Here is a 19,763-nt window from a genome sequence, read left to right as displayed (position 1 = left end):
CCGTGGGAGGACCTCCGTGACCGATGCCGCGCCCGCGTGGCTGCCCGCCCCGCCCTACTGCGCCGTGGTGTTCACCGCCGTGCGGACCACCGGCGACAACGGCTACGGGGAGACAGACGAGCGGTTGATGAAACTGGCGGCCGACCAGCCGGGATTCCTCGGTGTCGATTCCGCTCGCGGTGCGAATGGCCTGGGGATCACGGTGTCGTACTGGAGGGACGAGGCCGCGATCGCCGCTTGGCGGGATCACGCGGAGCACGCCCTGGCCCGTGCGCACGGACGCGAGCACTGGTATGCCTCGTTCTCGCTCCACGTGGCCAAGGTCGAGCGCGCCTACGGGTTTACCCGCCCGGCAGATTCGTAGGTCCGAGATTCGGAACGTCATCCACCGATCACGGCACAGCACCGCCGGTCGACCGGACGCGGTGGGCGGGTGACCGGCCGGCCGGCGCCCGCGGTGCTGCCCCCATCGCTGCGGGCGGGGCTCGGGCTGATCGCGGCCCTCGCCGCGCTGGTGGTCGTCGTGCTCGGGGTCTTGCACGCCGGCCACAGCGAGCCCGGCAGGGTGGACAGGTGGATCATCCAGCCGACGGCGGACAGTGTGCGGCCGCCGTGGCGGTACGTCGCTCTGGCCACGGACTTCTTGGGGGAGCCCGTGGGAGCGGCGACGCTGGTCGTGGCCACCGTGACGGGTTGCCTGCTGCGTCGGCGTCCGTGCGAGGCGGTGCTCGTCGTTGCCGGTCCCGGCCTGACCGTGGGGACGACGACGCTGCTCAAGCCCCTGGTGGGACGCACCATCCACGGCGACGGCAACCTGTCCTATCCGAGCGGGCACACCGCCTTCCTCACCGCGCTCGCCCTCGTGGTGGCGCTGCTCGCGAGCGGACGGTTTCGCCTCGGCAGGACGGCCGCCACGTCACTCGTGCTCGCCGCGGCGCTGGTGGCCGGTGCCGCCATGGGCTGGGCGCAGGTCGCCCTGGGCGCGCACTACCCGACCGACGTCATCGGCGGCTGGTGCACCGCCCTGGCGGTGATTCCGGCGACCGCGTGGCTGGTCGACCGGATGGCCGACCGGCTGGTTGATCGGAGGGCCGACGCCGGTCGGCGGGAGCGTCGCTGACGTCACGTCACGCCAAGCGGCGGAACACGGGCTTCACCGGTCGCCCGCCCAGCCAGGGAGTGGGATCGGCGGCGTCCAGTGCCTTCCGGTACACCGCACATGCCTGGGCCACCACGTCGACGGTGTGGTCGATGTCGGCGTCACTGAGCGCGCTGCTCACCACGAACGACGGGGCCAGCACCCCGCCCGCGAGGAGCCGGCGCAGGAAGAGGGTGCGGTACTGCTGCGACGGCTGCCGGTTCTCGTCGAGGGTGGCGAAGACCAGGTTGCTGGCCCGGCCCCGGACGACGATGTGGTCACCGACGCCCATGCCGGCCGCGGCCTCGCGGACACCGGCGGCCAACCGCTCGCCGAGGGCGTGCAGCCGTGCGGTGATGCCCTCCTCGACGTAGGTGGCCTGCACGGCCGTCGCGGCGGCCAGGGAGTGCGTTTCCGCACCGTGCGTGGTGGACAGCAGGAACACCCGGTCGCCGGAGTGACGCAGCCCGCCCCTCTCCATCAGCTCGCGGCGCCCGGCCAGCGCGGAGACGGCGAACCCGTTGCCCAACGCCTTGCCGAACGTGGACAGGTCGGGGACGACGCCGTACAGGCCCTGGGCGCCCGCCTCGGACCAGCGGAAGCCGGTGATCATCTCGTCGAAGATCAGTACGCAGCCGTGCCGGTCGGCCAGCTCGCGCAGACCGGCGAGGTATCCGGGCGGCGGCTCGGTGTGGGTGGCGGGTTCGAGGATCAGGCAGGCGACCTCGTCCTGGTACCGGGTGAGCAGCTCCTCGGTGGCGGCCAGGTCCCCGTAAGGGAAGGACACGGTGAGGTCGTTGGTCGCCGCCGGAATGCCGGCGGACATCGGTGTGGTGCCGATGAACCAGTCGTCGACGGAGAAGAACGGATGGTCGGCGCAGAGGGCCACCCGCGGGCGCCCGGTGGCGGCGCGGGCGAGGCGTACCGCGGCGGTGGTGGCGTCGGAGCCGTTCTTCGCGAACTTCACCATCTCGGCGGTCGGCACCGTGGCCAGGAAGCGTTCCGCGGCCTCGACCTCCACGATGGACGGGCGGACGAAGTTGCTGCCGCGGTCGAGTTCCCGCCGCACCGCCTCGATCACGCGCGGGTGCGCGTGGCCGAGGCTGACCGACCGCAGGCCGGAGCCGTACTCGACGTACCGGTTGCCGTCGATGTCCCACACGTGGGCACCGCGGCCGTGGCTGATGACCGGGGCCAGGTTCTCGGGGTACTGGTCGTCGCCCTTGGCGTAGGTGTGCGCGCCCCCGGGGATCAGGGCGTGCAGCCGCTCGTTCGCCGCCCGCGACCGGGGCAGGAGGAACTCCTCGGTCTCTTCGGTGCGTTCGGTGTCCACGCCGACCTCACTTCTCTCTTTGCTTCAGGACCTCGGCGAGGCTCGGCGCCTCCCGGTCCCGCTGGGACATCGAGGTGACCGGCAGCGGCCAGGGGATCGCGAGCTCCGGGTCGTCGAAGGCGATCGTCACGTCCTCGGCCGGATCGTGCGGGCGGTCGATCCGGTACGAGGTGTCGGCGGTCTCGGTCATCGCCTGGAAGCCGTGGGCGCATCCCGCCGGGATGTACAGGGTCGTCTGCGTCTCGTCGGACAGCTCGAAGAAGGCCCGGTTGCGGTATGTCGGCGAGTCCGGCCGCAGGTCCACGACGACGTCGAAGATCCTCCCGTACGAGCATCGCACCAGCTTGGCCTCGCCGGCGCCCGCGCGCAGGTGCAGGCCGCGCAGCACGCCCCGGGCAGAGCGGGACAGGCTGTCCTGGACGAAGGCGTGCGGGTCGAGGCCCACCGAGCGGACTACGTCGGCGTCGAAGGTGCGGCAGAAGAAGCCGCGCTCGTCGGCGTACGGCGTCGGTTCGAAGAGGTACGCGCCCGCGATCTCCGGGACTTCGATGGCTTTCACGGAGTCTCCTGCCGAGTGCGGGCGTGGGCTTGGGCGTGGGCGTGATCGGCCGTCGGGAACAGGGCCGCCGTCAACTCGGTGAACTGGTCCTCGAGTTGCCGGGCGGCTACCAGGTTTCGCTCGGCGAGGGTCTGCCGCAGCTCGGCCGACCGCTTCTCCAGCGCCCGGAACTGGTCGAGCAACCGGTCGGCGTCGACCTCGCGCGCCGGGTGGCAGTACGCGGCAAGACCCATCCGGTCCATGAGCGCGTCGCTCTTCTCCGCGTAGCTGAGGGCGAGGGTCGGTGTGCCGACCTTCAGCGCGCAGATCAGGTTGTGGTAGCGGGTCGCCACCACGGTGTCGGCGGCCGCCGTCTCCTTCATCAGGTCGGCGAGGGAGGCCGTCTCGGCGGCGGTGACCAGCGGCGAGTCCACCGCGTCGAGGATCGCGGTGACCACCGGCGCGTCGCAGGCGTCGCCGGTGAGCAGCCGGACCTGCCTGCCGTCCGCGATCAGCGCGCGAACGAATGCGGTTGTCCCGTCGAGGTAGCGCCGGTGGATCTCCTCGCCCCGGGCGCGGTCGTCGTTGCCGCCGTGGAAGTCCATGACGCCGACGCACACCGTGCCCGAGGGCGTGCCCGCCGGTGGCGTCGGCAGGGCGAACGCGAGGTCCGGGTAGACCTCGTCGCGCGCGGTGTCCACGCCCATCGCCCGCATCGCGTCGCGGGACTGGGTATCCCGGTACGAGCGGTACGAGGCAAGGCGTGCCGACCAGCGCACCAGGGACTGGGTCGGCCGGTTGCCGATCGGGGCGGCGCCGACGCCGACCAGCGCGACCCGGGTGCGCAGCAGCCGGCCGCTCGCGCAGAGCAGGAACAGCGAGTACGGCAAGCCCCACGGCCGCAGCGGCAGCGTGGCCTCCAGGACGCCCATGCCCGGCACGATCACCACGTCGTGCCGACGCACCCAGGCGGCGGTGCGGAAGACGTCGACGAGTTTGCCGAGCCCCTTCGCCGCGATCGCGCCCGCACGCGACGCGGTCCGGTACTCCCCGCGGTACCAGTGCAGCCGCGTCGCGGGGATCCCGTACCGGGCCGCGACGGCCTCGGGTCCGCCGCAGAGCGCGTCCACGACCGCCTCCGGGTGCTCGGCGCGGAGGTACCCGAGCACGGCTTCGAGGGACCCGTCGTTGCCGAGGTTGCCGGAGCCGAGCAGGCCGAACACCCCGACGCGGACCGGGGTTTCGTCCGCGGACGTCATGCCTGCCTCCCTTCACGAGCTTCACGAGCTTCACGGCCGGCGACGAGGGCGTCGACGGAGACAGTGAGCCGGCCCGGGTCGACCGGGGCGCGGTCCTCGACCCGCTCGCCGGCGCCCGGCCGGACCCGGCTGGTCATCCATGCGGTCAGGTGGCGGTAGCACGCTCGCCGGTCGGCCGGCGACAACGGCGCCCGCCGGATCGCCGAGGCGAAGCCCCAGACGTACTCGGCGAGCAGCCGGGGCGTCGGGTGCAGCGGTCCGGCCCGGCGCGGGTCCAGGTTGACGCACCGGGAGCGCTTGGAAGGGTTCGCCCGCTCGGCGCGGGTGGGATGGTCGCGGCGGAAGTACAGCAGCTCCGGCACCTGGTGGAAGGGCCCGTGCAGGGTGATCTCGGCGACGAACGTGCGGTCCGCGTGGTGGTAGCTGTCGTGCGGCTTCACCCGGCGCAGCACGTCGGCCCGCATCACCCCGTAGAAGTCGTCGCCGCCGGGCTCGAACAGCAGGCTGCGGAAGCGCTCCGGCGCGTGCGGCGAGTCGGTGGCGAGCCCGTACTCGTACGGGACCTTCACCTGGCCGTCGCCGTCGATGACGGCCTGGCCGGAGTGCGCGAGGATCACGTCCGGCCGCTCGTCCAGCGCCTGAACGCAGAGCCGCAGCAGGTCGCGGGCGTAAAGGTCGTCGTGCGAGGCCCACTTGAACAGTTCGCCGCGGCACTCGGTGAACACGTGGTTGTGGTTCGGCGCGGCGCCGATGTTCCGGGTCAGCCGGATGTACCGGATACGCGAGTCCCGCGCCGCGTACGCGCGGCAGATGTCCTGGGTCCCGTCGGTCGAGGCGTTGTCGGAGATGACCAGCTCGAAGTCCTCGTAGGTCTGGCCGAGCAGGGCGTCGAGCGCCTCGGCCAGGTACTCCTCGCCGTTGTACACGGGCAGGCCGATGCTCAGCCTGGGTCGGTCGGTCATGAGGTCCTCACTTCGGGGATGGGGTCGTGGTGGTGCTCGCGCAGGGCGGACCGCAGTTGCAGCCACCACACGGCCGAGCCGCAGACGGTCGCGGCGGCGACCCCCCAGGCCGAGCCGACCGTGCCGGCCAGGGCCGCCCCGCCGAGCCCGCCGCCGACGTAGCAGGCGGAGGCGAACAGTTGGGCACGCAGGCTGCGCCGGGCCGCGCCGAGCGCGCGCAGCCCGGCCGCCGCGCCGGTGCCGAGGCCGGCGCCCGCGACGCCGAGGGTGACCGGCACGATGAGCTCCGAGGCAGAGCTCCAGACGCCGCCGAGCACCAACTCGCCGAGCCGGTCCGGCATCAGCAGCAGCGCCCCGCCCCAGAGCAGCGCGGCGGCGGCCTGCCCGCCACCCAGCAGGAGGCAGAACGCGCCGAGGCGGTGCGGCGTCCGCCGCAGCACCCGTGCCGCCTCCGGGACGGTGACCAGCGAAAGGCCCATCAGCACGGCGAGGAACGGGCCGAGCAGGAGCTCGGCGCCCCGCACCGCACCCACCGCGCCGACCCCGACGATCGCGCCGAGCCCGTAGGCCCGCAGCTGGCTCGCGCCGCTGAGGCTGACGTTCTCGACCAGGTACCGCGAGCCGAGATCGCGCTGCTCGCGAAGCCACCCGCGCGCCCCGGTCACCCGGGGCCGGATGCCGGACTGGAGGTAGCCGTACGCCGCCGCCACCGTGGCGGACGCGCCCCAGGCGAGCACGAAAGCGGCCACGCTGCCCACGCGGGCCGCCACGACCATGGCCGGGACGAGCGCGACGCCCCACACGACGTCGTTGACGAACGCCTTCCGCCCGGCGCCGGCGGCGAAGAAGGAGAACCGCCAGGCGTCCTGCAACAGCAGCCCCGGCAGCATGACGCCGAGGCAGGCGAACGCGGGTCCCACGCGGCCGCCGAGACCGAGCCCGACCACCAGACACACCGCACCGATGGCTGCGCCTACGCCGAGTGCGGTACCCGACGACCGGGCCACCGCCCCGCGCCAGGCCGCGTCCGACACGCCGCTGAAGCGCACCACGAGCGGATCGGTGGCCAGCCCGCGGGAGACGTTGAGCACCACGCCGTAGGTCACCCAGGCCAGGCTGAACACGCCGAACGCGGTCAGCCCCAGCGAGCGGGCCACGTAGATCCCCACCGCGAAGTTGGTCATGCTGGAGGCCGCCTGGTCGGCCAGTCCCCAGGACAGTCGGCCGACGATGCCCCGCCGGGCGGATCCCGCCGGTGTCGTCGTCTTCGCCCCCTCGGTGGTCATCGGCGTCATGCCTTGATCAGCCCGGCGCCGTGCAGGGCGTCGGCCGCGGTGGCGACGGTGTCGAACGGCAGCCCGGACCGCTCGGCGACGTCCAGCAGACCGTGCTCGCCGTCGGAGAGGTTGAGCACCCAGAGCATGGCCATCTGGGCCTGCTTGGTGTCGCTGCGGCCGCCGAGCGCGTCGTACAACCCGCGTCGGCCCAGCTGTGGTTCGCCGTAGGGGCTGAGGTTGAGGTACCGCCGGTTGCGGTCGAGGACGGCGAACGCCTCGCGGCAGACGGCGAGGGTGTCCGCCATCGCCCCCGGGGAGACGAAGTCCAGGTTGTCCGCCGAGGTGTGGTACTCGGGGTAGCCGGCGTACGGGGTCCGGGTGAGCGAGCCCACGCCGAGATCGAAGCCGGGGGAGCAGAACTGCCGCTCGTCGTAGCCGTACGGAGTGAACTCGGTGACGTGGTGCGGGCGTTCGGAGGCGGCCAGCACATGCCGCATCACCCGGTCGATCTCCGCGTCGCCGCGCCTGCTCCGCTTGTACGTCAGTTGGCCCGGGTCGCCGGCACAGGCCAGCACGAGCCCGTGCTTGACCCGTTCCACCCGCTCCTTGTTGCGGGCCAGCCAGGTGATCGCCCCGATGGTGCCGGGCGCGAACAGGAACCGGTAGGTGTAGTACGGCGTCTGCTGTGCCAGCGCCCGGGCCAGGAACGTCGCCACCGCGATGCCGGCCAGGTTGTCGTTGGCCAGCGACGGGTGGCAGACGTGGCAGGAGACGATCACCTCGTCGGGGACCTGACCGGGGACCACGTGCTCGGCGTAGGTGAGGTGGCCGTCGGCGAGTGTGGAGTCGATGCGCACCTCGTACTCGCCGTCCGGCAGCGCGTCCAGGGTCTCCTGGGCCAGGCAGAAGCCCCATTCCGGCTTGTAGTAACTGGTGCGGTACGGCACCCAGTTCGGGTGCTCCGGCAGGGTGTGCAGGTGTTCACGCAGCTCGGACAGCGGCATGGTCGCCGACACCGGCACGCTGTAGCCGAGCACGTGCAGGCTGGACGCGGCGAAGTCCACGACCCGGTGGCCGGCGCCGTCGGCGATGTACGCGTCCCGGATGTTCCACTCCTGCGGCACCGTCCAGTCGAGCACCTGCGTCCCGGTCGGCACCTCGTGCACCTGCAGCGGGACGTACTCGCCGACGATGTCCAGGGTGGCGCGCACACCGTCGCCGGTGATGCTGCGGCACAGCGGGTACAGCCGCTCCACCAGCGCGTACATCTCGTCGCCGGCCGAGGTCATCGGCTGTTCGCCGGCCGCGGTCATCCGCGCCACCGCAGGGTGTCGTCCACGGCACCGGCGCCGGACGCCGCGCGCAGCACGGCAAGGCGGGTGAAGCGTCGGTCGAAGTCCTCCCGGGTCAGCCCGTGTTTCCGGTAGGCGTCGGCGAGTTCGAGCGCGCCCTGCTTCACCGTCCACTCGCAGTCGAAGCCGGGCACCGCGGCGCGGAACCGGGAGAAGTCCACCCGGTACGACCGCGGATCGGCCCCGGTCTCGCCGGTGATCACCACCTTGGAGCCGGAGACCGCCTCGGCGACCTGCTCGGCGATCTCGGCGACCGTGACGTTGTTGATCTCGCTGCCGATGTTGAACGCCCGGTCGTGCACCGCTTCCCGCGGCGCGGTCAGCGCGGCCGTGAAGGCCCGTGCGATGTCGGCGGCGTGCACCAGCGGGCGCCAAGGGGTGCCGTCGGAGAGCACCAGCACCTCGCCGGACAGGAGCGCGTGGCCCACCAGGTTGTTCAGCACGATGTCGGCGCGCAGTCGGGGCGAGTAGCCGAAGGCGGTGGCGTTGCGCATGAACACCGGGGTGAAGTCGCCGTCGGCCAGGGCGTGCAGGTCGTCCTCCACTCGCACCTTGGACTCCGCGTACGGCGTCACCGGGCGCAGCGGGGCGTCCTCGCCCACCAGGTCGTCGCCGCCGGCGGCGCCGTAGACCGAGCAGGTCGACGCGTACAGGAAGCGCCGTACTCCGGCGTCGCGGGCCAGCCGGGCCAGCCGTACGGACGCGTGGTGGTTGATGTCGTAGGTGAGCTCGGGCGCCAGCGATCCCAGGGGGTCGTTGGAGAGCGCGGCGAGGTGGATCACGGCGTCGACCCCGGCGACGTGTTCGGCCGTGACGTCACGCAGGTCCACCCGGTGCCCCCGCGGGTCCGCGGGCGTCGGGCCCAGCACGCAGTCGGCGAACAGGCCGGCGTCGAGGCCGACGACCTCATGCCCGGCGGCGGCAAGGACAGGGGCCATGACGGTGCCCAGGTAGCCCTGGTGTCCGGTCAGTAGTACGCGCAAGGTTCATTCCCCCAGGTCGAGCGTGAGTTTGGTGACGGCGAACGCCTCGGCGTAGCGCTCGTGGCATTCGATGCCGCGGATCCGGGCCAGGCCGAGGAAGGCCTCGCGGTCGTACCAGGGCCGGTGTCGCTGCGAGGGGTAGTGCTCCTGCAGCAGCCGTACCTTCTGTTCGGCGATCTCCGGCGACAGCGGTTGGTACGCCGCCATCCGGCCGAGATCGCCGTCCCACTTGACGATCTCGTAGCCGAGGACCAGGTGGTCGCGGAATGCGGTGGGTATCAACTGCGCCAGGCCGCGGTGGTCCTGGTGCGCGTCGTCGGTGCGCGGGGCCAGGATCAGATCCGGGTCGGTCTGCGCGCGCAGTTCCTCGACCGCGGCCTTGGCCTCGTCCCAGTGCACGGGCTGCCGGCCGTCCGGCAGCTTGTGCACGGTCAGCCGCAGGTCGGCGTCCGGGCAGAAGGCGGCGAGCGCGGCCTGCTCCTCCTGCTCCCGCTCGCTGCCACCGCCGGAGAGCACCAGCGCGTCGACCCGGATACCCGGCCGCGCACGGCACAGCGTCAGCAGCGTGCCGCCGGCGCCGATGGCGATGTCGTCGCAGTGCGCGCCCACCGCGACGATCCGGTCCACGCGCCCGGCCCCGAGCCGGATCACGCGCTCACCGCCGCGCTGTCCCGCTCCCACACGGCCCACGGGCGGTCGCCCCGGGCGTAGGCCTCGTCGAGCGCGGCCCGCTCCTTCACGGTGTCGGTCGGCTTCCAGAAGCCGCGGTGCCGGTGCGCCACCAACCGTCCGCGCTTGGCCAGTTGGGCGCATCCGTCGGCGACCAGGTCCCCGTTCTCCGGGAGGTGGTCGAAGACCTCCTGGCGGAGCACGAAGTAGCCGCCGTTCTCCCACAGCGGCAGTTCGCTCACCGCGGTGATGCCGCCCACCAGGCCGTCCTCGCCCAGCTCCACGCAGTGGAACGACGACTGCGGCGGCACCACCATCATCGACGCGCCCGCGTCGCGCCGCGCGAACCGGTCGATCATCTCCGGCAGCGGGGCGTCGGTGAGCACGTCGGCGTAGTTGGCGAGGAACATCTCGTCGCCGTCCAGGTGGTGCCGCACCCGGCGCAGCCGTTCCCCGATCGGTGACTCGACGCCGGTCTGCGCGAAGGTGATCGTCCAGTCCGAGATGTCGGTGGACAGCAGCTCGGTCCGCCCGCCTCTCAGCACGAAGTCGTTGGACGTCGTCTCCTCGTAGTTGAGGAAGAAGTCCTTGATGTGGTGGGCCCCGTACCCGAGGCACAGGATGAACTCCGTGTGCCCGAAGTGCGCGTAGTAGCGCATGACGTGCCAGATCAGCGGTCGCGGGCCGACCATCGCCATCGGCTTGGGCACGTCGTCGGAGGTTCCGTTGCGCATCCGCATCCCGTAACCGCCGCAGAACAGAACGACCTTCATGCTGTGCCCTTTCAAGACGCGACCTCGACAATGCTCAGTTCCGGGATGGGAAAGACCAGCCGGCCGCCCCAGTCGTGGACGAAGGACAGCTGCTCGACCAGCTCGGCCCGCAGGTTCCACGGGAGGACGAGGACGTAGTCCGGCTTGTCGGCGGCTATCTGCTCGGGCGGCAGGATCGGGATGCGGGTGCCCGGGGTGAACCTGCCGTGCTTGTAGGGGTTGCGGTCGACCGTGTACGGGAGCAGGTCGGGCCGGATACCGCAGTGGTTGAGCAGGGTGTTGCCCTTGCCCGGGGCGCCGTAGCCGACGACCGTCTCGCCGCGCTCGGCCGCCTCGATGAGGAACCGCAGCAGGTCCCGGCGCACCGTGGCCACCCGGGCGGAGAACTCGGTGTACCCGGACAGCTCCTGCAGCCCGGCGGCCTTCTCCCGGGCCAGCACGTCGGCCACCCGCTGCGTCGGCTCGCCGGCCACCTCGGTCGGCCGGGCCCACAGCCGGATGGAGCCGCCGTGCGTGGGCAGCAACTCGACGTCCACGAGCGCGAGTCCGCCGCTCGCAAGGGCTCGGATCGCGGACGCGACCGTGTAGTACTGGAAGTGCTCGTGGTAGATCGTGTCGTACTGGTTCTCCTCGATCAGGGTCAGCAGGTGCTGCACCTCGATGGAGACCCAGCCGTCGTCGGCGACCAGGGCGCGCAGCCCCTGGGTGAACCCGACCACGTCGGGGATGTGCGCGTACACGTTGTTCGCCACGACCAGGTCCGCCGGGCCGTGTTCGGCGCGGACGGCCGAGCCGGTCTCCGGGCTCAGGAACTCCGTGCGCGTGGGTACGCCGGCGTCCCGCGCCGCGGCGCCGACGTTCACCGAAGGCTCGATGCCGAGGCAGCGGATCCCCCGGTCCACCACGTGCCTCAGCAGGTACCCGTCGTTGCTCGCGACCTCGACCACGAAGGCGTCGGGGCCGAGATCGAGGCGCTGTACGGCGTCGGTGACGAACGTGTGCGCGTGCTCCACCCAGGAGGTCGAGTAGGAGGAGAAGTACGCGTAGTGCGTGAACGTCTCCTCCGGCGTGATCAGCGGCGGGATCTGCGCCAGCCAGCAGTCGGTGCAGACCCGCAGGTGCAGCGGGTACGCCGGTTCCGGCTGGTCCAGTTGGTCCGCGGCGAGAAAGCTCTCACATGGTGGCGTCGCCCCAAGGTCGACGACGCTCGCCATCGCTTCCGAGCCGCAGAGTCGGCATCGTGTCATCTACTGTCCCCATCCCCCCTGCTCGCGCGGGTGTCCCCGCCGCGAGCCAGTGCTGACCGCCCCGCGATCGCGGTGCGGTACTCCTCCACCAGGCGCTCCAGGCCGACGGCCGGGCTGAAACCCTGCTCGTAACGGCGCCGGGCCGCCTGGCCCATCTCCCGGTTGCGGGCCGGCTCGGCCGCGATCCGGCGTATGCAGGACGCGAGCGAGGCGGGCTCGCCCGGCCGGTGCAGCAGCCCGGTCACGCCGTCCTCGACGAGTTCGACGAACGCCCCGTGACCGGCGGCGACGGTCGGCACCCCGGCCGCCATCGCCTCCACGACCACCAGCCCGAACGCCTCCAGCCACGTCGAGGGAGCCACCACGGCGACCGAGTGCGCGATGGCCTTCCGGCACTCCGCCGTGTCGTACAGGCCGACGTAGCGCACGTCGTCCCGGCCCGCCGCCCAGGCGGTCACCTCTCGCTCCAGCGGCCCCGCGCCGGCGATCACGAGCGGCACGCCCACACCGCCGCTCGCTGCGATCTCGTCCCACGCGGCCATGAGCAGCCGCACACCCTTGGCCTCCGCGAGCCGGCCGAGACAGAGCAGATGCTCGCCGGCACCTGATCGGCGGTCATCCGGGTCGGGCACGAAGTTGTGCTTCACCACCAGCCGCTCGGCGGGCATGCCGGCCCGTACCAGGACGTCGCGCTGCGCCGCGGAGATGCAGAAGAACCGCTCGACGCCGGACCACCACCGCCGCCGGTTGACCGACAGGCCGACCGCGAGCGGCACCGTCGCAAGGCGGGAGTTCCGGTAGCAGCCGTGCCGGACGGCGGGCAGCGGCGCCGCCGACCCGACGCACTCGGTGCACGGCCGGCCGTCCCGCTGCAGCGTGCCGGGCGGGCAGACCTGGGTGTAGTTGTGCAGCGTGGCGACGGCGGGCACGCCGGCGTCGGCACAGGCGGCCAGGACCGCGGGCGACAGGAGCGGGAAGACGTTGTGGACGTGGACGATGTCCGGCCGCTCGGCGCGGAGCCGGGCGGCGAGTTCCGTGCGGACCGCCGGGTTCCACGGCACGAGGAGCGGCACCGCCACCTTGCCGAGCAGGGACCGGGCGGCGATGTCGTCGCTGCGCCGCTCGAACATCTCGACCCGGTGGCCGGCCGCGCGCAGCAACTCCACCTCCTGGTCGACGACCTTGTTCTCCCCGCTCGGCTGCGCCGAGGCGTAGCGGTTGTGCACCACAAGGACGTGCATGCTCACGTCACCTCCGATCTCCGGGCCCAGCGCGGGATGTGTCGTTGCGGGACGTCGGGCGTCGCGAGGGGCGTGGCGGCCTCGGCAGGTGCCGCCAACAGCGAGGCGGCCAGGGCCAGATGCAGCAGATACGGCGAGGCGTCGCCAAGGCCGGCCTCGGTGTACGACGCGATCGCGCAGTAGCTGATCAGGAAGATCGCGCAGGCCCTCTGCAGCGACGGTGGCCGCAGCAACGCGACGCCGCCCAGCACGATGATGACCGCCGCCACCAGGGCGACGCCGATCACGCCCTGTTCCTGGTAGACGGCCAGCCAGCTGTTGTCGATCGGCAGCCCGCCGAACGACTTGTCGCCCAGGCCCATGCCGAACACCTTCTCCGCCGTCGTCCGGGGCTCCGCCAGCAAGGCGTCCCAGACCTTGGCCCGACCGGTGAGGCTGGTGAAGTTCTCCTGGCTCTGTCCGCGCAGGAACCACGCCTGGAGCGCGGAGCCGAGCCCCACCGCGGCCACCGCGGCGCACAGGACCGCCCAGGTGAAGAACCGGCGGGCGGCGGCGCTGGTCAGGATGAGCGAGCCGATCGCCAACGCCAGCCCGATGAACAGGCCGAGCGTGGCCGTCCGGGTATGGGTCAGCGCGAGCAGGACGAGTGACGGCACGAGGACCACCGCCGCACTGGCCCTGTCGGTCCGGCGGCCCAGTACGAGCAGCACGGTGAGCCCGATGATCACCGCCGCGTACTGGCCGATCTGCGGCGGGGTGAGCGGCCACAACGCGCCGACCAGGCGTCCGCCGTAGAGCTCGGGCATGGCCGCGCCCGGTGAGATGACCAGACCCGCGGCCACCGATCCGAGCACCGCGAAGTACATCCGGATGTGGTGCCGGACGAACGTCAGGCCGCCGTCCCACCAGCGGCTGAGCAGCCACAGCGTGCCGACGAAGAGAGCCAGCCGGGCGCAGCGGAACAGCGCGCCGAACCCGGACTCCAGGTTCACGCTGGAGATCACGCTCGGCACCAGCAGCAAGGTCAGCAGGAACACGTAGGCGCCGGCCCGGATGCGCAGCCGGGGGTTGACGGCGAGCGCCAGCGTGAACGCGGCGACCAGCGCGCCCATGGTGACCATCTGGATGAGGGAGCGCGGCAGCGGGACGATGGTCTTCGCCCCGGCGGAGCCGAGCGTGTTGAGGATCAGCAACCCCCAGACGATCCCGACGATCTTCGGTGTGCCGTCCGGGCGCGGCTCGGCGGCGGGCTGCGTGCCCATCTCAACCACCGGCCCGTGGGTCGAGGGTGCTGCCCGCGTCCTGCCGGTAACGCTTGCCCTGCCACTGCCCGAAGGTGAGCACCCGGCTCGGGTCGTGGGCGACGAACTTCCAGGCTCCGACGTAGGCGTTGTCGTGCCAGCGGTTGTGCTGCTCGCGGGTGATCGCCTCGGCCACCTTCTCGCCCTGGTACGGCGACCAGTCCGGATAGGTGCCGTAGTTGGCAAGGACTGCCATGCGGTCGCACTGCACCGTGCACTTGACGACGGACTTGTCCAGCACGAAGCGGTTGTCGTGGATGTCCACCCGCTGGGTCTTCCACCGGCAGTCGGCGTAGAGCGGTGCGGTGGCGATCGCCGGCTGTGCACAGCGGTCGGTGTTCTTCACCAGCAATGTGCAGTCACCGGACGAGGTGTTGGCCGGGCTGTTGCAGAACCGGTCGGCGTTCTCCCACAGGGTGATCCCGGACCAGTTGTTCTCCAGCACGTTCCGGTAGATCTCGATCTTGTCGGTGCGGGCTTTGACCCGTGGTTCGCCGCCGGACTCGGACAGGTAGACCGTCGCGTAGGGGAAGTTGTCGCCGCGGTCGGCCTCCCTGCGGCCCTCGACCCAGTTGTTCCGCCGGATCGTGTTGTTCCGGATGACCGCGTTGTAGCTGGTCTCGTAGATCAGGGCGGCACCGTCGTTGGCCTCGAGCACGTTGTTCTCGATGCGGAAGTCGTTGTTGTTGGTGTCCGCCCACAACCCTGTTCCGCGGTTGTCGTGCACCCAGTTGCCGCGCACGTCGGCGCCGTTGACGGCCCAGAACTTGATGCCTCCGGTGCAGCCGCAGCCTTCCCGCCGCCGCTCCCAGTCGTCGGTGTTGTTGCCCACGATCTCGTTGCCCTCGACCACCAGGCCGCTGATACGGTCGCCGGCCTTGTAAGCGTTCATGCCGTACTGGCCGTTGCCGCGCAGGCAGTTGGCGCGGACCCGCTGGCGGGCACCGGCCATCAGTCCGGCACCGGAGTTGTCCTGGATCGTCGCGTGCTCGATCACCCACCCGTCGGCCGAGTCATGGTTGACCACGCCCTCGTCCGGCGGTGCGACGAAGCGCTGCACGGTCAGGTGGCGGATGGTGACATCGCGGGCACTGCCGCCGAACGCGTACTGGTTCTTCTTCCGGCCGTCGAGCACCGCACCCGGCGCACCGAGGTAGCGGTTCCCCTCCTTGGGGATGACCTGGGCGTAGCGGTCCGGGTCGAGCCTGTGCTTGCCCGGTCGTAGCCAGAACGTGGTGTTCGGGGGGCTGCTCCTGGTCTTCGCCGCCAGGTCGCCGACCACCGAGGGGTCGACGGTCACCGCGCCCGCCGGCGCCTTCGCCGGCCCGGCCGCGGGCTTGGCGCACACCCGGGCCACGGGCGTGGACGACGGCGCGGCGGTCGGCTTGGCCCCGGCGTCCGACGTGCTCGTGCTCTCACAGCCGGTCGCCGCCAGCAGGGCCAACGCCAGCGGTGCCGCCGCCAACGCCAAATGCCGCCTCATGACCCCCACGCGCCCCCTTCGGGGGTGTTGTGAAAGCCCCGCACAGCACTGGACTTTCACAACACCCCCAAGCCGCGGAACCTGAGCACGGTGGTGAAGCCCTCCGCGCCGTCGGCGAAGCCGGTGCCGATCAGCGTGGTGGCGGGTTCCTTGCGCCCGAATCCGGCGGAGTACCAGCCCAGCGGCGGGTCGCTCTCGCCGCGATGCGCCCGCCAGTTCAGCTGCCCGGGCAGGTCGAGCACCGCGGAACGCCCCTCGCCGTCCCGGGTCCAGGTGAGCACGGCCCGGTTCCCCACCAGGTCCGCGGCGATCGCCGGGCCGAGGTGGAACGCCAGCTGCACCGCCCGGCGCGGGCCGCGCACCTCGTCGACCACCCGCAGCTCCTGGCTCGCGGCCGTCAGCTCCACCCGGCGGCGGTGCACGGAGCCCTGGTAACCGTCGTGCTCGGCACACCAGCGGGCCACACCCTCGCCGGAGGTGTCCACGGCCAGCACGCGGCTGCGGGCATGCCGGGTCCACAGGAACGGGCCGCCGGAGACGGACTGGTCACCGCCGTCCAGCCGCAGGGTGTTGTGGCCGAGGGTCGACCGGAAGTACTGCCGCCACTCGGGCTGCCCGTGGTAGCAGTACGTCCCCGGGTCGGCGAGCACATCGACCCCGTCGTGCCGGACCTCCACCGACAGCGCGTCCGCGTGGGCGTGCGCGGCGATGGACAGGAAGCCGTGCGGACCACCGTCGCAGCGGCACCAGATCTCTTCCGGACCGCGCAGGATGGTCATGCCCGCGTCGGCGAAATGAGCCGGTCGGCTTGCCGGGCGGGTCACGGCCGGTGCCGTTCCATCGTTCGCGTACGGTCGGATGAGCGCGGCCAGCAGCGGGGTGCGCACATCGGTGCCGGTCACCGCCGGCCACCAGGTGAGCCGGCCGAACACGGCGTCCCCGGTGGCCAGCAGAGAGGCCCAGCGGTCGGTGCCCGCGCCGTCCACGACCAGACCGTGCCCGTCGTCCGCGTCCCCCTGGCGCGGGGGCCGTAACCGGCTGTCCACGATGGCCGCGAGCGCGTCGGTCATCCTCAGCAGTACCAGCCGGATGGACGCGGGGACCGGCACGTCGGCGGCATCCGCCTCGGCCACCGCGGCCAGGCCGAGCTCCAGCACCAGGCCGTGATACTCGGTGGCCAGCTCGCGGTTGAGGCCGGAGGCGAAGGTGTTGCCGCGCAGATGCCGCTCCAGCGACCGCAGCGCGTCGGCCCGCCAACGCTCCGAGGCGGGGAACCATCCGAACGCGCAGGCCGCGGCCAACTGCCCTGCGGCCTCGGCGATGACGTGGTTGTTCGCCGAAGACCCCTTGCTTGGGAAGGCGGCCAGCCAGCGCTGATGGTGCCAGATCTGCTTCAGTGCCACCGGGTTGCCCTCGAACAGCCCGGCCGCGCCCGGCCAGCCGTCGAGCAGCCGGCGGATCCACACCCAGGACAGCAGCCGGATCCCCAGCTCGATGCCGCTGATCCAGTGCACCCCGCGCAGCGGTGGGTTGGCCGCCCACCATGACCGCAGGTGCTCGGCCACGCGCTCGGCGTACCGCTCGTTCCCGGTGATCGCGTAGGCGGCGGCGAGCACGGTGAGGTACTGATGCCGGGACAGCTCCCAGATCTGCTTGATGTCCCCGACCGCGTCCTCGTTCCGGTACGGCACGTCGAACGCGTAGCCCCACGGAGCCCGGCGCCCGGTCTTCGGGTCGCACCACCAGTCCGGGTCGACGAGGTCGTCGCGGACCACCCCGAAATACTCGACGTGCCCGTACATCAGCCGGTCCGCCTCGGCGATGAGACGTTTGGCGGCGTCCGGAGGTATGGCGGCGATCGTCCCGGCAGGAAGTACCGCGGTGAACCGGGCGCCGGTCACGGTCGGGCAGTCCGGCCGCGCCGACCGCCACCGCCGCCGGCGCACCGCGTCACCCATCCGGCCCGCGACCTCCTGCGGCCCCATCCGCGACAGCCGCCGCAGGTACCAGCCCGCGCTCATCGTCATCGCGCCCCCGCCAACGTCACCGGGGCACCGGCCGCCAGGCCGGCCCGCACGGCGAGGGTGGCCGCCGTGGTGGCGACCAGCGACCCCAGCGGCACCGGCATCGGCCCGCCGGTCCGCACGGCTTTGATGAACGCGGCCAGCTCGGCGTTCTGGCCCTTGTCCCGGGCCTTGGGCAGCCGCGAACTGACCCACCGCTTACGGCCGTACACCGAGGCACGGACGAAGTCGTCGAGCCGCAGCGCCTTGCCGTCCGCGACCAGGTCCAGCGTCTCCTTGGGGAGGCCGGCCGGTCCGGTGGTGACGTAGCTGATGGTGGCGGTGGACCCGTCCGGGTAGCGCAGCACGACCTGGAGGTCCTCGTTGCCGGACGGGGCGACCGCGTACACCGACACCGGGTCGGCGTCGAGCAGCCAGCTCGCCGTGTCGATGAAGTGCCCGCCCTCGCCGGCGAACCGCGAGCCCTCGGTGCCTTGTTGGAGGTACCAGCTGCCGTGTTGCAGTCGGCCCGCGTTGACCAGGTAGCGCAGGCTCGCCGGCCCGGTCCGGGCGCCGAACCGCTTCTTGGCCTCCTGCAGAAGAGGCGCGAACCGGCGGTTGAAGCCCACCTGCAGCCGGTCGTTGCCGGACTCCTCCACCGCCGCGAGCACGCCGGCCAGCTCGTCCTCGGTGAGCGCCAAGGGCTTCTCCACGAACACCGTCTTGCCGGCCAGCAGTGCCTTCCGGGTCAGCTCGGCGTGCGAGCTGTGCCGGGTGACGACGAACACCGCGTCGATGGACTTGTCGCCGAGCACGGCGTCGAGGTCGGTGGTCGCCTCGGCGAAGCCGAACTTCCGCCGCGCGTTGGCCGCCGAGAGCGCCGTCGTGGTGACGACGGTCGACAGCTGGACGCCGTCGCGTTGTGCCAGGTGCGGCAGCAGCATCGACGTCGCGTAGTTGCCCGCGCCGACGAACGCGAGGCGCACCGGCGTCCTGGCGGCCCGGGCCGGAGCCCGCTTCACGTTCACCGCGGGCACGGCCACCGCCGGGGCCGCTGCTTCCTCCGCTTCCCCCTCCTGTCGGGGGTACCGGAACAGCACGGCCACGGCCTTCAAGTCGCCGTCTTTCAGGCTCTGGTACGTCTCTACGGCGTCGTCGAAGTCGGCGATGTGGGAGACCAGGGGCTCCACGTCGACGCTGCCGCGGGCGAGGAGATCGAGGAAGCACGCCAGGTTGCGGCGCTCGGTCCAGCGCACGTAGCCGATCGGGTAGTCCCGCCCCTCCAGCTCGTACTCCGGGTCGTAGCGCCCGGGGCCGTAACTGCGGGAGAACCGGACGTCGAGCTCCTTCTCGTAGTACGCGTTCCACGGCAGGTCCAGGCGGCACTTGCCGATGTCGACGACCCGGCCGCGGTCCCGGCTCAGCCGGGCGGCCAGCTCGACGGGCTGGTTGCTGCCGCCGCCGGCGGCCAGGTACACCTGGTCCACGCCGTGTCCGCCGGTGAGTTCGGCAACGGCGGTTTCCACGGCCGCGGACGCGGGATCGCCGCAGGCCGCGGCGCCCAGACGCTCGGCGAGCTCGCAGCGCGCCGGGTCGGGGTCGACCCCGACGACGCGGACCCCCGAGGCGGCGAGGAGCTGCACCACCAGCTGCCCGATCAGCCCGAGGCCGATGACCAGCGCCACTTCGCCGAGCTGTGACTCGCCCTGGCGGACGCCCTGCAACGCGATCGACCCGACGGTGCCGAAGGCCGCGTGCCGCGGCGCGAGGCCGTCCGGCACCGGGGCGTAGAGGTTCTTCGGCACCCAGTTCAGCTCGGCGTGCAGCGCGTGCTCGTTGCCCGCGCAGGCCACGAGGTCGCCGACCTTCACGTCGTCGATGCCGGCGCCGACCTGCTCGACCACCCCGCACAGCGAGTAGCCCAGCGGCGTGTAGGAGTCCAGCTTGCCCATCACCTTGCGGTAGGTGGCGGGCACCCCGTTGGTGGCCACGCTCTGCATGACCTTGGCCACCTGGTCAGGGCGGGAGCGGGCCTTGCCCAGCATCGACATGCCGGCCTCGGACACCTTCATGAGCTCGGTCCCGGTGGATATCAGCGAGTAGGCGCTGCGGACCAGCACACCGCCCGGCTTGCACCCCGGCACCGGCACGTCGAGCACCGCCAGCTCGCCGCTCTTGTAGTTCTGTACAACCTGCTTCACCCG

At 72.0% G+C, this 19,763-nt stretch carries 17 protein-coding genes; 2 read left to right on the top strand and 15 right to left on the bottom strand.

Translation table 11 applies throughout. The annotated features are described in order from the left end of the window. The first annotated feature begins 16 nt into the window (after positions 1–16). Together QQM39_RS07080 and QQM39_RS07075 are read left to right on the top strand one after the other, a co-directional pair. On the top strand, positions 17–364 hold the full coding sequence (locus QQM39_RS07080; RefSeq protein WP_301995766.1) for an antibiotic biosynthesis monooxygenase: 348 nt from the start codon (positions 17–19) through the stop codon (positions 362–364). A gap of 69 nt (positions 365–433) precedes the next feature. Continuing rightward, the gene (locus QQM39_RS07075; RefSeq protein ID WP_301995765.1) at positions 434–1,120 is read left to right on the top strand and encodes a phosphatase PAP2 family protein; all 687 of its coding nucleotides are present in this window, start codon (positions 434–436) and stop codon (positions 1,118–1,120) included. Between the two features lie 7 nt (positions 1,121–1,127). On the opposite strand, the gene QQM39_RS07070 is transcribed toward QQM39_RS07075, so the two are convergent. The 15 genes from QQM39_RS07070 to QQM39_RS07000 are packed head-to-tail and all read right to left on the bottom strand — an operon-like array spanning position 1,128 to position 19,760. Further along, the gene (locus QQM39_RS07070; RefSeq protein ID WP_301995764.1) at positions 1,128–2,471 is read right to left on the bottom strand and encodes a glutamate-1-semialdehyde 2,1-aminomutase; all 1,344 of its coding nucleotides are present in this window, start codon (positions 2,469–2,471) and stop codon (positions 1,128–1,130) included. A gap of 7 nt (positions 2,472–2,478) precedes the next feature. Next, the gene (rfbC, locus tag QQM39_RS07065; protein ID WP_301995763.1) at positions 2,479–3,030 is read right to left on the bottom strand and encodes a dTDP-4-dehydrorhamnose 3,5-epimerase; all 552 of its coding nucleotides are present in this window, start codon (positions 3,028–3,030) and stop codon (positions 2,479–2,481) included. Beyond that, positions 3,027–4,268, bottom strand: coding sequence for a polysaccharide pyruvyl transferase family protein (locus QQM39_RS07060; RefSeq protein ID WP_301995762.1), 1,242 nt, complete (start codon positions 4,266–4,268; stop codon positions 3,027–3,029). Before QQM39_RS07060 ends, rfbC begins: the two co-directional genes overlap by 4 nt. Beyond that, positions 4,265–5,230, bottom strand: coding sequence for a glycosyltransferase family 2 protein (locus tag QQM39_RS07055; RefSeq protein WP_301995761.1), 966 nt, complete (start codon positions 5,228–5,230; stop codon positions 4,265–4,267). The genes QQM39_RS07060 and QQM39_RS07055 overlap by 4 nt, the downstream gene beginning before the upstream one ends. Beyond that, a complete protein-coding gene (locus tag QQM39_RS07050) occupies positions 5,227–6,525 on the bottom strand; it encodes a hypothetical protein (protein ID WP_301995760.1) in 1,299 nt (432 codons plus the stop codon). Before QQM39_RS07050 ends, QQM39_RS07055 begins: the two co-directional genes overlap by 4 nt. Continuing rightward, positions 6,522–7,796 (bottom strand): DUF4910 domain-containing protein, encoded by a 1,275-nt coding sequence (locus tag QQM39_RS07045; RefSeq protein ID WP_302003505.1) that lies wholly within the window; start codon positions 7,794–7,796, stop codon positions 6,522–6,524. Before QQM39_RS07045 ends, QQM39_RS07050 begins: the two co-directional genes overlap by 4 nt. Positions 7,797–7,816: 20 nt before the next feature. Further along, entirely contained in the window at positions 7,817–8,842 is a 1,026-nt protein-coding gene (locus QQM39_RS07040) for an NAD(P)-dependent oxidoreductase (RefSeq protein WP_301995759.1), read from the bottom strand. A gap of 3 nt (positions 8,843–8,845) precedes the next feature. Beyond that, positions 8,846–9,493: a PIG-L deacetylase family protein gene (locus QQM39_RS07035; RefSeq protein ID WP_301995758.1), complete on the bottom strand. Its 648-nt coding sequence runs from the start codon at positions 9,491–9,493 to the stop codon at positions 8,846–8,848. Beyond that, positions 9,490–10,284: a sugar phosphate nucleotidyltransferase gene (locus tag QQM39_RS07030; protein ID WP_301995757.1), complete on the bottom strand. Its 795-nt coding sequence runs from the start codon at positions 10,282–10,284 to the stop codon at positions 9,490–9,492. The genes QQM39_RS07035 and QQM39_RS07030 overlap by 4 nt, the downstream gene beginning before the upstream one ends. Positions 10,285–10,295: 11 nt before the next feature. Further along, on the bottom strand, positions 10,296–11,531 hold the full coding sequence (locus tag QQM39_RS07025; protein WP_301995756.1) for a class I SAM-dependent methyltransferase: 1,236 nt from the start codon (positions 11,529–11,531) through the stop codon (positions 10,296–10,298). Then, positions 11,528–12,772, bottom strand: a complete 1,245-nt coding sequence (locus QQM39_RS07020) for a glycosyltransferase (protein WP_301995755.1) — start codon at positions 12,770–12,772, stop codon at positions 11,528–11,530. The genes QQM39_RS07025 and QQM39_RS07020 overlap by 4 nt, the downstream gene beginning before the upstream one ends. A 2-nt stretch (positions 12,773–12,774) precedes the next feature. Then, positions 12,775–14,034, bottom strand: coding sequence for an O-antigen ligase domain-containing protein (locus QQM39_RS07015; protein ID WP_301995754.1), 1,260 nt, complete (start codon positions 14,032–14,034; stop codon positions 12,775–12,777). Position 14,035: 1 nt separating this feature from the next. After that, on the bottom strand, positions 14,036–15,565 hold the full coding sequence (locus tag QQM39_RS07010; protein ID WP_301995753.1) for a right-handed parallel beta-helix repeat-containing protein: 1,530 nt from the start codon (positions 15,563–15,565) through the stop codon (positions 14,036–14,038). Positions 15,566–15,612: 47 nt separating this feature from the next. After that, complete coding sequence (locus QQM39_RS07005) at positions 15,613–17,583, bottom strand: alginate lyase family protein (RefSeq protein ID WP_301995752.1); 1,971 nt, start codon at positions 17,581–17,583, stop codon at positions 15,613–15,615. Continuing rightward, positions 17,580–19,760: a bi-domain-containing oxidoreductase gene (locus QQM39_RS07000; RefSeq protein WP_301995751.1), complete on the bottom strand. Its 2,181-nt coding sequence runs from the start codon at positions 19,758–19,760 to the stop codon at positions 17,580–17,582. Before QQM39_RS07000 ends, QQM39_RS07005 begins: the two co-directional genes overlap by 4 nt. Positions 19,761–19,763 lie beyond the last annotated feature (3 nt).

The organism is Streptomyces sp. DT2A-34 (genome assembly GCF_030499515.1).
In the GTDB taxonomy this organism is placed as follows: domain Bacteria; phylum Actinomycetota; class Actinomycetes; order Streptomycetales; family Streptomycetaceae; genus Streptomyces.
Note: the sequence above shows the minus strand (reverse complement) of the source record. Positions and strands in the feature narration are given on the sequence as shown.